Here is a 15,224-nt window from a genome sequence, read left to right on the forward strand (position 1 = left end):
GCTAAGGGGAAGGCTGGAGGGGGTTACTGTCTTAGAAGTGCTCACCATTCTCATAGTAATCCTTGCCCTGTAAATCATGAAACAACACTGTAATGTCTTGTCCACTGTCTACCAAAGGTCTAACCAATTCTTCGATGATTAACGCGACTTTACGTTTCACCTCTTCGCCTCGGTCAAACCATAAAACATCAAAAAAGGGATACGCAGGGGAAGCGCCACCGACCACAAGATAGGTTGCTGCTTGGTATTCTAGGGTAAAATGCGAGTTCGGCGTATCTGTAATCTCAGCAAGATTCTCTATCAAAATATCGCCGATAGATTCTAACTCGTCAAAGGCTAGCCCTCGAACACGTATATGAGGCATATAAATCCTTAGTCGTTATTAAACATTCGCGGTAAATAATGCCTTATTTACTAGTATTCATCTACATAATCAAAAGTACGAGTTTCGACCACTTGACCATCCTGAACGACCTCGACACTCCATTTACCATCAAACCCTGGCATGAGTCGTTTACTTGACCATACACGCCAACGATCACCACCAATATCAAATCCTACGTCTGCTTGATCTTCACCATCCAACTTCCAGCGGTGAACAACTTGGCTGCCGGACATGTCACGTAGATCAGTGAAGAAATACACTCGTTGTATTTCGCCATACTCTACTTTTACGGTTGAACCAATATCATCAACAGGTTCACGATCCACCACATCGGTTGAAAACTGGGCACGCGCCACAGTCCCTTCAGCCCAAGCGGGTAATGTCATCGCAAACGATAAGATCCCCGCTAAAACAACTCTAGTTAACGTTTGCCACATATTAAAATCCTATTTTACTTAACAAAAAGTGCACTTAACAAAAAGTGTTTGCATTAAAAATGCGTGAATGAAATAGAGTATTTAACGGCTCTTTTGCTCTAATTCAGAGAAGAATATAACCACAAAGTTAGCTGAAAACTGTGTAAAAGAAACGAGAGTTTTGTGTAATTTTGCAAGCACTCTCATTTCTTTTGTGTCAAACGATAACTCACTATCTACTTGGACTTTTTAGAAAGGCATTTTTTGAGGAAATACGTGTATATGAAGTAAATACTCACTTTCCTTGACGGTCAGCTAAAGGCGTTGAAAAGGTATATTCCATATCCCAAGGGAAACGTATCCATGTATCTTGACTAACTTCGGTGATAAAAGTATCTACCAATGGCTTGCCGGCGGGTTTTGCATAAATGGTGGCAAAATGTGCTTTTGGCAACATTTCACGTACTTTTGCTGCGGTACGTCCGGTATCAACCAGATCATCAATCAGAATAAAGCCTTCACCGTCGCCCTCTACGCCCTTCAAAACGTTAAGCTCGCCTTGCTTCATAGCGCCATTACCCTTTTCATCCTCACCGTAACTTACAATACAAATAGTATCGATCAGGCGGATATCCATTTCACGACATAGAATCGCTGCCGGTACTAAGCCGCCACGAGTGATTGCGATAATACCCTTCCAAGGTCCTTGCTCAAGCAAACGCCAAGACAAAGCACGAGCATTCCTGTGTAACTCTTCCCAAGATACCGGAAAATCTTTTGAATAAGGGGTCATCAAAGCTCCTACGCCTTTCGCTATTGGTTTTGATTTCTCAATTATGTGCCCTAAAGGGATACCACAATACAAGAAAAGATTGAGTGAAAATAAAAGATTAGGATTTTAGCGGTAATGGTAGTCCGGCCGCAACAAAAGTTACCCGATCGGTCAATTCAGCTAACGCCTGATTCATTGCACCTGCCTCATCACCAAAGCGTCTAGCTAATGCATTCATCGGCATAATACCTAAACCCACTTCGCTCGACACCAGCACCAAATCCCCTTCGAAAACTTCAATAGCCATTAACAACGCCTGTTTTTCTTCTTCCAGGCGAACCTCATTTTCTAGGCCCAATAAGTTCGTCATCCATAAGGTAAAACATTCCACAATTACAGCCTGATCAGGCGAATTAAGTGAATGCAAAACACTTGCCAGTGACACTGGCTCTTCTATTAATCGCCATTCTTTTGGACGGTTATCCTTGTGCAAACGAACCCGATCTGCCATGTCGGCATCCCATACTTGCGACGTCGCTACATAGCACACTGGTTTGCCACACGCTGCCACTTGCTCTTGAGCAAAAGCACTTTTACCACTACGAACACCACCTAATACAAGATGCTTCATGCGAGCTGCCCCCTGAAAAAGCCCTGCGTTTGGCCTCCTGCCGTTTTCAATAGGCGAATCAACGCACTGTTTAAAGCATCCATTTCATCAAGCGCTGGTAACGCAACACGAATCCAGCCGTCACCCAAGCGGGTGTGAACACCAACTTGATGCAACATTTCAAATACTTGCGCAGCATACTCATCACTATCAAGAAACCAAGTGATAAATAGAGGGCTTAATACATAATCTTGAGAATCAAAAATGGTATTAAATTTTGGAATTACACGCTCAACAAAAGCGGCTTGTCGTACTTTTAAACCTTGCAAAGCTTGAAACTGCCAAGCTTTATCCGCAAAAGCCAATCGCACCAAATGCAGACTTGGCGTCGCCACTGGCCAAGGTCCGAGCAAGTTTCTCAACATGACTTGCCATTTTTTCGCACAAAAAACAAAACCTACTCGGGCGCCTGCCAAGCCAAAAAACTTACCAACCGATCGCATGACAAACAATGATTCACTCAAATCCAGGCCGCGTTGATGATTCAATAAGCTTAATTCAGGGCACGCATCAATAAAGGCTTCGTCAACGACTAAACTCGTACCCTGCTGTTCCGCGTGAGTCATCAGCCGAGACAAGGTCATAGCTGATGCGATTTCGCCCGTTGGATTATTCGGTTGAATCACCACCGCCACAGACCACTTGTGTTCTAGCAGCTCTTCCAAAGCATCATAATAGGCAATCTCAAACCCCCACTTTTGCCAAGCAAAAGCATGTTCCTGATAACCAATACGAGGCACAAAAACGCGTTGACGGATAAATCCCTTATGATCTCGTAATAAAGGCGGCAAGGACTCAATAATATGTTGTGATCCCGCGCCAATTGCATTGGGGCGACGACCAAAATAGCACTCAGCTTCGTCTAATAAATCCGCTTGATCGGGCAAATCCATCCACAAGGAAGGTGCTATTGCGGGAATCGGCCAAGGCTCACGATTACAGGCAGAAGACAAATCCAACCAATTTAATGCAAGACTACCAACCTTACGCTGCCAATAAGCCAGATCACCACCGTGCTTCGGTGGCGTGCTTTCCAAGTTTGGACCATTCACTATATTTGAAGCGCTATCTGCAACAGAAGATTTTACACCAACAGACATATAACCAATCCCCATAAAAATACGCTTTTATCCACTAGCCAAATGGCTTCTTTTAAATGTTGAGGCGTTGGTAAATCACCTTCGCCTAAAATTGGTCGAGTTTCGACCTTGCCAAAATACGGCGCTTCACCACCTAACTGAACCCCTAACGCGCCCGCTCCTGCCGCCATCACAGGGCCTGCATTAGGGCTTTTCCAACGAGCAGAAGGACGTCGCGCACTACGAATCGCCGCATGCCATCGACCACAAGCCCCATAGGTATAAACAACAAGACGAGCTGGAACATAATTCAATACATCATCAAAACGTGCCGCAAACCAACCAAAATGCAGTAAAGATTCTGTTTTGTAACCCCACATGGCATCCAAGGTATTGGCAAGACGATAAAGAAGCACACCCGGAGCACCGAAGATAAGAAACCAAAATAACGGCGCAAAAATCGCATCACTACCATTTTCTAATACAGATTCAATGCCTGCTTTCGCTACGGCCGATTCATCCAAATTCTGCGTATCACGACTAACGATATAACTCACAGCAAGGCGGGCTTCATCCAGCTTTTCATTGGTCAACGGCATTGATGACAAAGGCTGATAAATCGCCAAAGCATGCTCACGTAAACTCTGCCAACCAATGGCAAAATACAACACCAACACAGACAAAAGAGTATCCAGCCAATTAGGTAATAACCAAAGCAGAACCAATAACATCAGCAAACAAGGCAAAACCGCCACCAGCCACGCCAATACCCCAACCATTCGTTGACGCGAATATGAGGCTTCTAAAGGTAACTGAGTATGGTTCCGACAAAGATCCACCCAACGACCAAACCAAATCAAAGGATGCCACGTCTTTGGCTCGCCGAATAAACGATCCACTATCAGAGCGGCTACCAAAATCAAACTGGTGCCAGAAGAAAAGGCTAAGAAGCCATCAAAAAAAGTCTCGATAATACGGTCTAAATTAGAAAGGATCATAAATATAGGTCGTTTTTTCACTTAACAAGGTGAGCAGGTAAGGTAGAATTCTATCACCTTATTGATTTGAAGCGTGATGATACTGAATGCCAGCCTTTAGTTTAATGATCCAAGGAACCACCTCGGACGCCGGAAAAAGCACATTGGTCACGGCGCTGTGCCGTTTATTTCTGCGTCGTGGAATTCAAGTCGCGCCATTCAAACCACAAAATATGGCATTAAACAGCGCCGTCACGCAAGATGGCAACGAAATAGGCCGAGCCCAAGCCGTGCAAGCCCACGCCGCAGGGCTTGAACCACATGTAGACATGAATCCAATTTTGCTTAAACCCAATACAGACACAGGCGCGCAAGTCATCATCCAAGGCAAAGCCGTGGGTAACATGAACGCAGTGGGCTATCACGAATACAAAAGTATCGCCAAAATCGCCGCGTTGGATTCTTATCATCGCTTAGCCGAACAATACCAAGCCGTCTTAATTGAAGGCGCAGGCAGCCCAGCGGAAATTAACTTACGCGCTCGTGATATCGCCAACATGGGCTTTGCCCAAAGCATCAATTGTCCAGTCATCATTATCGCAGATATCGACAAAGGTGGTGTGTTTGCTCACCTTGTTGGCACATTAGATTTGCTAAGCCAAAGCGAACAGGATCGAGTGATTGGTTTTGTTATTAATCGCTTTCGTGGCGATATAAGCCTACTGCAATCAGGTTTAGATTGGTTAGAAGAACGCACCGGCAAACCCGTTTTAGGCGTACTGCCTTTCTTAAAAGGTTTTCATCTAGAATCCGAAGACGCTGTCGCCAAAAGTCCAATAAAAACCGATACCAACGCCAAGTTAAACATCGTCATTCCCATCATGCCACGCACCAGCAACCATACAGACTGGGATGCGTTACGCCTGCACCCCGATGTACAAGTCACTCTTGTTGGAGCCAACGAAAGCATTCCTCCGACGGATCTGGTTATTCTACCGGGCAGCAAAAGCGTGCAAAGCGACCTCGCCTTTTTACGCCAAGAAGGCTGGGAAGACTATTTGAAGAAACACCTAAGATACGGTGGCAAAGTTATAGGAATTTGCGGTGGCTATCAAATGCTTGGCGAGCAACTACTTGACCCGTTAGGGCTCGAAAACCAACACCCCAACACCCAATCCGCCGGCTTTGGATTTATTCCTATGGAAACAGTATTGAAAGAGGACAAGCAGCTCAAGCAACGTTCTGGGCAACTCGCTTTTTCAACTAACTCCAATGGCTACCCACACGTCACCGGTTACGAAATTCACTCTGGCGTTTCATACTTTTCAACCACGGCAACAATAAACCACTTCTCTCTCTTAAATAACGAAAAAAACACAGAAAATAGTGAGAAAGAAGGCTATATCTCAGACGATGGCAGCATCATCGGCACCTATCTTCATGGTGTGTTCGACCACCCTGAAGCCCTGCAAGCCTTACTAAACTGGGCTGGCGTCGATCAAGCAGCAGCATTCGACTACAACCAATACCGAGACAGTGAAATCAACCGACTCGCCGACAGCACAGAACAACACATGGACATAGATGCACTAATCAAAACATGCCGAGCATTTCATTAAAATACACCTCAAACCCTAGGTCGGTATGAGGGAGGAACGGCCATTATCCGACACTTAACAAAGACATCGCCCCACAAAACCCTCAGTCGGCATGAGGAACGACCGTGATCCGACATTTCAATCCCTCCTCCCAACGACAGATCACACTCGTGCCTCGTTCATCAGCCCTACAAAACTAATAGGTTAACCCTCGCATTAGTTTTATTAATAAATATTAATGAAACTCATTTCTATTTAAGGTAAATATTTGTGATAATCATTCGCATAAAGGATTAGCAGCGAAAAAGTAGGAAAGACTTAATTTATTGATGAGAACAACATGAAAAAAACGGCTATCCCTTCTTCTTTAACCATCCTTGCTTTGGCAATTATCACGGCATCACCAGCTTTTTCCGCAGATGCTACAGAGCAAGAAACACAATTAGACACTCTGACAATTGAAGCCAATTCATTTGCCAAACCTGACAACGAAGTTGGCAGCTCGGTATCTAATATTAAAAGTGATGATATTGAAAAAACATTAACACGTAATTTAGATGACCTAGTTCGCTACGAACCAGGTGTAGAAGCTAGCCAAGATTCCCGCTTTGGCATCAGTAGCGTTAATATTCGAGGATTGGATGGCGACCGAGTCAAAATCAGTGTCGATGGTGTCGCACAAGCCGATGCATACGGCCCTACCAGCACATATTTAAGAACAGGGCGAAATACCGTTGATATGGATTCTCTAGAATCTGTAGAAATCATTAAAGGTGGTAATGTAGTAGAAGGCAGCGGCGCTCTTGGTGGCGTTGTAAAATACAGAACAAAAGAACCTAGCAGCTTTTTATCTGCAACAGGCAATGACACCTCAGGCTCGTTAAAAGCCGGATACAAAAGCGCATCCGATGAATTCAGCCAAACCCTAACTATCGCAAATCGTACCGGCAAGGTGGAATCCTTATTGGTATACACAAACCGAGATGGTCATGAAAACGAGAACTATCAAGGTGACGCAGGATCAGATCAAACAGTGGGAGTGACGCGCGCTTCAGTCGACCCAGCTGACACAGGTTCAAACAATGTACTCGCCAAAGTTCAGCTACAAATGAACGACAACAATCGTCTTGGTGTGGTCGGCGAATACTTCCACAGCACCTCAGAGTCTGACTTATTTTCAGAAAGTTCAGCAACCGATCAACACAGCTCAGACGACAAGGTTATCCGCCGCCGTATTGGCTTTTTTCATGAGAACACACAAACCAATGCTTTATATGACCGCCTAAAATGGCAAATCGATTATCAAGATACCAAAACCACTAACAAAACATATCGTAGTAATAACAACCGTCTCGTTGATCGCTTTTATGATGAGGAAAGTAGCAGTTTAAAAGCTGATTTAGTAAAGCAAATTGATGCCCATCAAATTCGTTATGGCTTAAATTATGACAAAAAGTCATTAGAAAACCTAAACAAAAACACAGTATCGGGCACGACCACCGCGTCTCGCTTCTCGCCTGTCGCCGATGCAGACATCTTTGGTTTGTACATTGAGGACAGCTGGGCGGTCACAGATAGGCTAACCTTGGTTCCGGCCATTCGTTACGACAACTACAAATACACAACAACAGGTGACGAATACATTGATTCCTGGGGAGACAATGAAAACGAAGCACTAACAGCACAACTAGCGGCCGACTTTGCAATCAACGAAACCTACTCTGTTTTTGGGAAAACAGGAACAGGCTTTAGAGCACCAAACTTAGACGAACTTTATTACTATTTCGCAAACTCAACTCCTTATGGCTCTTACCAAATAACCCCAAATCCAGATCTAGAACCGGAAGAAAGCCTGTTCATTGAAACCGGTATTCGCGCCCAAAATGCCTATGGATCTGCTGAATTCACCGCATTCTATAATGACTATAAGAATTTCATCGAGCAAGTATCACTAGGCACTTCAGCGGCCTTTAGCTTTGGAGAGTTCACCAATCAAAACCTGGATCATGTAGTGATAAAAGGGGTTGAATTCAAAGGCAATCTAAACCTATCGAAAAGCATTGATGCTATTGGTGATGGCTGGATGCTGAATGGCGCTATCGCTTACGCAGAAGGCGATAATCTAGAAGACAATGAGCCGCTAGACAGTATATCACCGCTTAGCGCCGTCGTTGGTCTTGGCTATGATGCACCATCAGAGCAATGGGGTGGAAAACTGAACCTAACCTGGGCATCTGGCAAGAAAAAAGAAGACATCACCACCAGTAACCAATGGCTCGCCACTTCGGATTACAGCCTTGTTGACCTAACGGCCTATTACAAACCAACGCAAAACCTCACTTTTAATGCCGGGCTTTTCAATTTAACCGACGAGAAATACACAAATTGGAATGATATTCGAAACCTAACAAATACGAGCACTAACCTGAATCGCTATACACGTGCTGGTCGTAACTTTGGCATAGATGCAACACTGTCATTCTAAAGACACACATGACCTTTATTAACTAAACAATCGTTAACCAAACAATAAACAAGGGAGTATTTCCCTTGTTTATGAGCGGAGAATTCCTATGTCAGCTACGAACGAAGCACCTGAAATTAAAACAACAAACGCAACACATCACCCCACCTATTCACGATACCTAGAAGCCATTTCATCAGGTAAAGCGCCGCGCGCTCGGGAACTTGCCAAACAGCTCAACATTAGTGAAGGCGAGCTGGTCGCTTGTCGACAAGGCGAAGAAACATGGGCAATGAAGCCCCCCTTTCAGCAACTACTGGCCCAACTAAAAACCGTCGGTGAAGTGATGACCATCACTCGCAATGATGAAGCGGTACACGAAACCACTGGCACTTATGATAAATTTAGTTTTATGGAAAAAAGCAACATGGGCCTCGTGCTGTCGGAAGACATCGACTTGCGACTTTTTATTGGTCAATGGCACAGCGCCTTCCATGTTGTCGAAAATGCTCGTCACAGCATCCAATTTTTCAACGCTCATGGCATTGCGGTTCATAAGGTGTATCGAACTGACAATACACTCGCTGAAAAATGGGATGCTCTCATTACTGAGTTTTGCGACCCTTCTCCCCTTGTTCCAACCTATTTAGTGCCAGAAGAAGAGCCAGCTAGCAAGCTGCCTGTTGATTTTGACCAAGCGAGTTTTGCCCTAGAATGGTCTGAACTCAAAGATGTTCATGAATACCATGGCATGCTTAAAAGGCACGGACTTTCTCGCACGCAAGCGCTATCTCAAATTGGCGAGCAATGGGCAACCAAACTAGATCAAGACAGCGTTAAAAGTGCTATCACCCTTGCACAAGAAGAAAACTGCAGCATCATGGTGTTTGTGGGTAATAAAGGCTGCATTCAAATATTCAGTGGCGAAGTGCATCGTTTGATGCAGCAAGGACCTTGGTTCAATGTCTTAGATCCAGGTTTTAACTTGCACCTAAGAGAAGATTTAATCACCGAAAGTTGGGCAATTAAGCGACCAAGTAATGATGGCATTATTACATCGATCGAAGCATTCAACGCCAAGGGCGAATCCATCTTAACGTTATTTGGCAAACGAAAACCAGGCAATCCCGAACTGCCGCTTTGGCAAAAAATAGTCGCAGAGGTAATAAATCTAAGCACCAAACAGGAGACAAGGTCATGAAACGACAGCCACTTATTTTTCTTGCCCTCTTAATGCTAGGGTCCCTTACCAGCACTTTCAGTGTTGCCCAACGAGTTGTCAGTGTTGGAGGCACTGTCACAGAAATCGTCTATTTATTAGACGCGCAAAATCAACTCGTTGCCAGTGATACCAGTAGCATTTACCCGGATGCTGCCACCCAAATGCCCAAAGTGGGTTATCAACGCACCCTATCAGCAGAAGGAGTATTAAGCGTTCGCCCTGAGCTCTTGCTCATCACGCCAGCAGCAGGTCCAGCTAAAGTACTGCAACAGCTAAAAGACACTGATATAAAAATTGTCTCCATCAATGCACCAGATACTAAACAAGGTATTCTAGATAAGGTTGCCCAAGTCGCTCTTGCCTTGGATAAAGAAATGGCAGGCAAACAGGCAATAGATAATATTCAGCAAGCCTTCGATCAGTTGTCGACCCCCAAATCTTGGGCGAAACACCCTCCTCGCCTACTGTTTGTTCTGCAAATGGGCGGAGCCCCCATGGTTGCTGGGAAAGGAACAGCCCCAGATACATTATTTCACCTTGCAGGTGCAACCAATGCGGTAAGTAATATAAAAGGCTACAAAGCACTGACTCCTGAAGCTATCCTGCTTGCTCGGCCTGATGCGATAGTTGTCACTCAGCAAGGTCTCACGCGAGCTGGCGAGCAAGCTATTTGGTCTTTACCAGGAATGGCTTCGACACCGGCAGAAAAAGCCCAACGCTTAATCTCACTAGATGCCTTGTTAGCTTTAGGGCTCGGGCCAAGAACACCTCAAGCCATTCAACTTATTCATCAACAACTTGAAGACTGGGCGCCATGAAGCGCGTCCTTTCCTCACAAATCCCTTACCCTATTCTCATTCTCGCCTTGTTTATTGCAGGGGTATTTGCGTTAACTCAGGGAGCCTATTCTATCTCGTGGCGGGAAGTTTTAGGGGCATCTATAAATGACATAGATCGACAAATATTGATTACAGTCCGATTACCAAGGTTACTCATGGCCGCATTGGTTGGCGCAGCTCTCGCCGTATCGGGTGCATTAATGCAAGCCCTGTTTCGTAACCCATTGGCAGACCCTGGGTTATTAGGTGTCTCGTCTGGCGCCTCCGTTTTCGTTGGCATTCTGATTGTTCTTAACCCTTTTTCGGGCGACTTACCCCTTTGGGCACATTCATATATGCAAAGTGCGGCCGCCTTCCTAGGCGCGGTACTCACCTGCTGGCTGATTTTTCAGCTATCCAAACACAAGGGGCAAGTCTCCGTGCTGCATTTACTCTTGGCAGGTATCGCGATCAATGCCCTGTCAGGTTCTGCAACTGGCTTACTAACGTACATGAGTAATGATGAGCAGCTAAGAGCCTTAACCTTTTGGGCGATGGGGAATTTAGGTGGATCAAGATGGGAACAAGTGGCGGTCATTGCCAGCATTTTATTACCACTATTTTGCTACGTGTGGCGTCAATCTAAGAACTTAAATTTGCTGTTACTTGGCGAGGATGAAGCGCGCTACTTAGGACTGGATGTCGAACGCTTCAAAATAAAACTCATTGCCATTGTTGCCTTGTGTGTTGGCGTCACCGTTGCCTTTACTGGCCTTATTGGCTTTATTGGGCTGATGGTTCCTCATCTCGTTCGCATGCTCTTTGGCGCTGATAACCGCATCGTCATCCCTTGCTCTGCTTTGTTGGGCGCAAGCTTACTAACAGGTGCAGACACTTTAGCTAGATTACTGGTTATTCCTGCGGAACTGCCCGTTGGCTTAGTCACCAGTTTACTAGGCGGGCCTTTCTTCTTATGGTTGCTATTAAAAAATATTCGAGAAACAAGTTAATGCTAAACGTCAGCGATCTCACGCTTATGCGATCTGAAAAGAATTTATTAGATAAGGTTTCTTTGAGCATCAAGCCAGGACAACTTACGATTATTCTTGGGCCAAACGGCGCAGGCAAATCGACATTATTAAAATGCTGCTCAGGCGCGCTTCAGGCCGATGCCGGACACATAACCCTAGACGACACACCTCTAGAAAACTGGTCACTAGCCGAGCTTGCCAAAAAACGTGCTGTACTGACTCAACAAATACATTTGCCTTTCGCGTTAACGGTGAAAGAAGTCGTTTTCCTTGGGCTCGCACCATGGTCGTTATCTGATTTTCAAGCCTCAGAACTCATCCATAACACTTTAATTGAAGTCGGGATGCCAGACACAGAAACTCGCCAATACGCCAGCCTATCAGGAGGAGAACAACAACGTATTCAACTCGCACGAGTCCTGGTTCAGCTATTCGCCGACCAGCAATGTGAAGCAAAAACACAGGGGTACAAAGGCAAATACTTATTGTTAGACGAGCCTATTTCCGCATTGGATTTGCATCAGCAGCAGCGTATCTTAAGGCTACTTAAAAACCTCGCCCAGAAAGGATTAGGTATTTTCTGCATCCTGCACGACATCAACCTTGCTACCCTGTATGGCGACAAACTGGTTCTACTAGAAAAAGGCAAAGTCACCTTTAATAGCAAACCACAACAACTTGCCCAAGGCCACATCATAGAAACCGCGTATCAAGCAGACTTAATTCGTCTCGCTCATCCCGATAATCAGCTACCCCAGTGGCAGTTTAGGCAGTGACTAACAGTAAGCCCCTCTCCCCCATCCTAACCCCTTGAAAATAAGGGGAAAACAAAAATGCTTCGCCCCTCCCCCTGCTAAGGGGGAGGCTGGGAGGGGGTCAAAAGCCTTTCTCAACCCCATCCTAACCTTCCCCTTGAAGATAAGAGGAAGGGACAGAAAAGCCTTAGCTACGCCACTTCCCTGGGCGAGGCAATACGTTTGCCTTCATAGTGACGCAATACAATTTGAAAACGCACAATGAGAATCACCGCTAGCAGGGTTAAGCCCGAGCCCAAACCAATGTAGAAACCTCGTAACGACAAGGTTTCAGCCCAAGGGCTATAATGAGATAACCAATAGCCAAATGGAATGCTCAAGCCGAATAAAGACACAGCAAAAGCAATCATGGTTGATCGGGTTTCACGGAAACCTCGCAAGGCCCCCGTAAACACAGTTTGCAACATATCAGGAAATTGATAACAAGAAGAAATCAGCAAGATACTCGCTGCCAAGGCCACCACTTCAGCATTATTGCTATAAATATACGGTATCTGATCATGAAAGGTCTGAGTGATAATAAAGCAAATACTCACATAAAAAAGCCCTAGCCAAACGATCACACGGATGCGTTTTTTAACACCATCAACACCTTCTTTGGACATAGCTTTCGCCACAACAATCGCTGTCACAGCGCTCATCGCCATCATTGGGGTAAACAAGAAAGAAGTGTAAGACATAACGATCTGACCACTGCCTAATGCCAAATCGCCAAAAGATGAAATCAACCAAGTCATCGATGAAAACAACCCCACCTCAAATGCAAAAGCAAAGCCTGCTGGTGCGCCGACATTCAGGAGAATCGAAAATTTGCGAGTGTAACGCCACACCAAGCGAGTAAATAGCGGGGTTTTATTGATAAAGCGGTCATAAACAAAAAACATAGAAACCGCTAAATACAAAGACAAAGCAGACGCCAACGCGGCCCCTTTTGCGCCCATCTCAGGAAAACCAAATTTACCGAAAATCAGTACATAGTTAAACAGTATATTCAGCACCAAGCCAAAGCTGGCAACAAAAAGAGGGAAACCAGGACGGCCGGCGGCTTCAAATAAATTTTTATACGCGGTCATCAACGCCAACATAGGAAGCGCAGGTGCAAAGATATACAAATAGGAAACGGTCACTTGTCTGGTTTCCTCTTCCGTTGCCATCAAACTAGCAAAATACGGTAATAAGAAAACAGCCATCAAACTCGCTAATAAGCCAAGAACAACCGATAAGCCAACTGCTTGCGACATATACAGGTTTACTAATTTTGGTTGTCGGCCATGCAAATGACGTGTAACCAAAGGTGTAAGACCAAAAGTGACGCCAATCAAAAAGCAACCAACCGGTAACCATAAACTCGACGCCAACCCCACCGCCGCTAAATGCAACGCACTATAATGCCCAAGCATAATAGTGTCGACCACACTAATCGACAACTCCAATGTCATCGTCAGGATCATCGGAAACAACAAATGCAGAACTTCTTTTAACACTGGAAAACGCTTAACCACACATCACCGCCGACTATCCATAGAAAACACTAGAGACCTAAGCACGAAGTAGCGAGCAAAGCCAAGACAAGGCAAAAATAGACGAGAAAGCAGAGTTTATGGGTTATAAATGAGCATTTTGAGTCTATTTTTAACGCTGTATTGGCGCGCGTAGTAGTCGTGCAACGGTCTCACATAAAACAGCCAAGCAATTTACCACTGATCACAAAACATTGCACCGTTGGTCAGCCTTATTTTGCTTCCCCACCAACCCCAACGGCAGATCACACTCGTTCCTCGTTCATCTGCCCTACGGGAATGTATGTAAATTTCCATTCCAATGTTTATCAAATAATCCTAACTTAACGTCTCTATGAAAACTGGAATAAGGCCAATCAACTGTTGATGATACATAACCATGTTTCACCGGATTTAAATAACAATAATTGATGTGTTTATTCAGGTCATCTTCTGATTTGATCTCATGCTCCCAAAAACGCGGCTGCCAAACAGTGTGTTGCAACTCGGTCAGGCCCCATAGTTTTTTAGTAAATAACTGCTTAATCAGTTGCCAACGTCGCGAATAATCATTATCACCTTCTGGCAACGTCCAAACTGCATGTATATGATCTGGTAAAACGACCCACGCAACAATATGGAAAGGCCTACGCTTTAAAACATAAGAAACACTTTCTCGGAGCAGATCTATATGATTGATAAGAACAGAAGACTGACGGTTTTGCAGATTCACCGTAAAGAAAAACGTACCACCACGTTTTTTACTTCTTATATAGTTGGGCATCCTTGTCCACCTAATTAATTGATTTGAAATTATATTACCCCATTACCCACTCAAACCTCCAACGGCAGATCACACTCGTGCCTCGTTCATCTGCCCTACAAAACAAATTCGTCGGATGAGACGAGGAACGAGGCGTGATCCGACATCCCCAACCAAGTCCACGAAACCACCAACCACATCCCCCAACCCCCACCAAACCGTAGGTTGGATGAGACGAGGAACGAGGCGTGATCCGACATCCCGAACCAAGTCCACGAAACCACCAACCACATCCCCCAACACCCACCAAACCATTGGATGAGACGAGGAACGAGGCGTGCTCCGACATCCCCAACCAAATCCACGAAACCACCAACCACATCCCCCAACACCCACCAAACCATTGGATGAGACGAGGAACGAGGCGTGATCCGACATCCCCAACCAAGTCCACGAAACCACCAACCACATCCCCCAACACCCACCAAACCATTGGATGAGACGAGGAACGAGGCGTGATCCGACATCCCCAACCAAGTCCACGAAACCACCAACCACATCCCCCAACACCCACCAAACCATTGGATGAGACGAGGAACGAGGCGTGATCCGACATCCCCAACCAAGTCCACGAAACCACCAACCACATCCCCCAACACCCACCAAACCATTGGATGAGACGAGCAACGAGGCGGGATCCGACAACCCCAACCAA

General features: G+C 45.3%; 15 protein-coding genes. 6 read left to right on the forward strand and 9 right to left on the reverse strand.

Features of this window, described 5'->3' with window-relative positions; genetic code table 11:
- Positions 1-31: 31 nt before the first annotated feature.
- The 6 genes from DFP80_RS10620 to cbiB form a co-directional block, all read right to left on the reverse strand.
- The gene (locus DFP80_RS10620; protein ID WP_113916776.1) at positions 32-364 is read right to left on the reverse strand and encodes a DUF1904 family protein; all 333 of its coding nucleotides are present in this window, start codon (positions 362-364) and stop codon (positions 32-34) included.
- A gap of 50 nt (positions 365-414) precedes the next feature.
- Complete coding sequence (locus DFP80_RS10625) at positions 415-822, reverse strand: DUF2914 domain-containing protein (protein WP_113916777.1); 408 nt, start codon at positions 820-822, stop codon at positions 415-417.
- A 274-nt stretch (positions 823-1,096) separates the two neighbouring features.
- Positions 1,097-1,594, reverse strand: coding sequence for a xanthine phosphoribosyltransferase (gene gpt / locus DFP80_RS10630; protein ID WP_113916778.1), 498 nt, complete (start codon positions 1,592-1,594; stop codon positions 1,097-1,099).
- Between the two features lie 97 nt (positions 1,595-1,691).
- Positions 1,692-2,204: a bifunctional adenosylcobinamide kinase/adenosylcobinamide-phosphate guanylyltransferase gene (gene cobU, locus DFP80_RS10635; RefSeq protein WP_113916779.1), complete on the reverse strand. Its 513-nt coding sequence runs from the start codon at positions 2,202-2,204 to the stop codon at positions 1,692-1,694.
- On the reverse strand, positions 2,201-3,343 hold the full coding sequence (locus tag DFP80_RS10640; RefSeq protein ID WP_113916862.1) for an aminotransferase class I/II-fold pyridoxal phosphate-dependent enzyme: 1,143 nt from the start codon (positions 3,341-3,343) through the stop codon (positions 2,201-2,203). Before DFP80_RS10640 ends, cobU begins: the two co-directional genes overlap by 4 nt.
- Positions 3,328-4,320 (reverse strand): adenosylcobinamide-phosphate synthase CbiB, encoded by a 993-nt coding sequence (gene cbiB, locus DFP80_RS10645; protein WP_113916780.1) that lies wholly within the window; start codon positions 4,318-4,320, stop codon positions 3,328-3,330. Before cbiB ends, DFP80_RS10640 begins: the two co-directional genes overlap by 16 nt.
- A gap of 86 nt (positions 4,321-4,406) precedes the next feature.
- Here cbiB and DFP80_RS10650 point away from each other — a divergent pair, with 86 nt between their 5' ends.
- The 6 genes from DFP80_RS10650 (at position 4,407) to DFP80_RS10675 (ending at position 12,208) form a co-directional block, all read left to right on the forward strand.
- Positions 4,407-5,918: a cobyric acid synthase gene (locus DFP80_RS10650; protein WP_113916781.1), complete on the forward strand. Its 1,512-nt coding sequence runs from the start codon at positions 4,407-4,409 to the stop codon at positions 5,916-5,918.
- Positions 5,919-6,237: 319 nt separating this feature from the next.
- On the forward strand, positions 6,238-8,382 hold the full coding sequence (locus DFP80_RS10655; protein WP_113916782.1) for a TonB-dependent hemoglobin/transferrin/lactoferrin family receptor: 2,145 nt from the start codon (positions 6,238-6,240) through the stop codon (positions 8,380-8,382).
- A gap of 88 nt (positions 8,383-8,470) precedes the next feature.
- Positions 8,471-9,562 (forward strand): hemin-degrading factor, encoded by a 1,092-nt coding sequence (locus DFP80_RS10660; protein WP_113916783.1) that lies wholly within the window; start codon positions 8,471-8,473, stop codon positions 9,560-9,562.
- Positions 9,559-10,401, forward strand: a complete 843-nt coding sequence (locus DFP80_RS10665) for a heme/hemin ABC transporter substrate-binding protein (RefSeq protein ID WP_113916784.1) — start codon at positions 9,559-9,561, stop codon at positions 10,399-10,401. Before DFP80_RS10660 ends, DFP80_RS10665 begins: the two co-directional genes overlap by 4 nt.
- Complete coding sequence (locus tag DFP80_RS10670; protein ID WP_113916785.1) at positions 10,398-11,411, forward strand: FecCD family ABC transporter permease; 1,014 nt, start codon at positions 10,398-10,400, stop codon at positions 11,409-11,411. Before DFP80_RS10665 ends, DFP80_RS10670 begins: the two co-directional genes overlap by 4 nt.
- Before the next feature lie 26 nt (positions 11,412-11,437).
- Positions 11,438-12,208 carry a heme ABC transporter ATP-binding protein gene (locus DFP80_RS10675; protein ID WP_181799885.1) on the forward strand — a complete coding sequence of 257 codons (771 nt, stop codon included), beginning with the start codon at positions 11,438-11,440 and terminating at the stop codon, positions 12,206-12,208.
- A gap of 170 nt (positions 12,209-12,378) precedes the next feature.
- Here DFP80_RS10675 and DFP80_RS10680 read toward each other — a convergent pair whose 3' ends face one another.
- The 3 genes from DFP80_RS10680 to DFP80_RS20655 all read right to left on the reverse strand — a co-directional run.
- Positions 12,379-13,731, reverse strand: a complete 1,353-nt coding sequence (locus DFP80_RS10680) for an MATE family efflux transporter (RefSeq protein ID WP_258546981.1) — start codon at positions 13,729-13,731, stop codon at positions 12,379-12,381.
- A gap of 307 nt (positions 13,732-14,038) precedes the next feature.
- Positions 14,039-14,530 carry an REP-associated tyrosine transposase gene (locus DFP80_RS10685; RefSeq protein WP_113916788.1) on the reverse strand — a complete coding sequence of 164 codons (492 nt, stop codon included), beginning with the start codon at positions 14,528-14,530 and terminating at the stop codon, positions 14,039-14,041.
- Between the two features lie 69 nt (positions 14,531-14,599).
- On the reverse strand, positions 14,600-15,224 hold a 625-nt coding region (locus DFP80_RS20655; protein WP_181799886.1), incomplete at its 5' end, for a hypothetical protein.

Origin of the sequence: Marinomonas rhizomae (genome assembly GCF_003315485.1) — a bacterium.
Classification (GTDB): Bacteria; Pseudomonadota; Gammaproteobacteria; order Pseudomonadales; family Marinomonadaceae; genus Marinomonas; species Marinomonas rhizomae.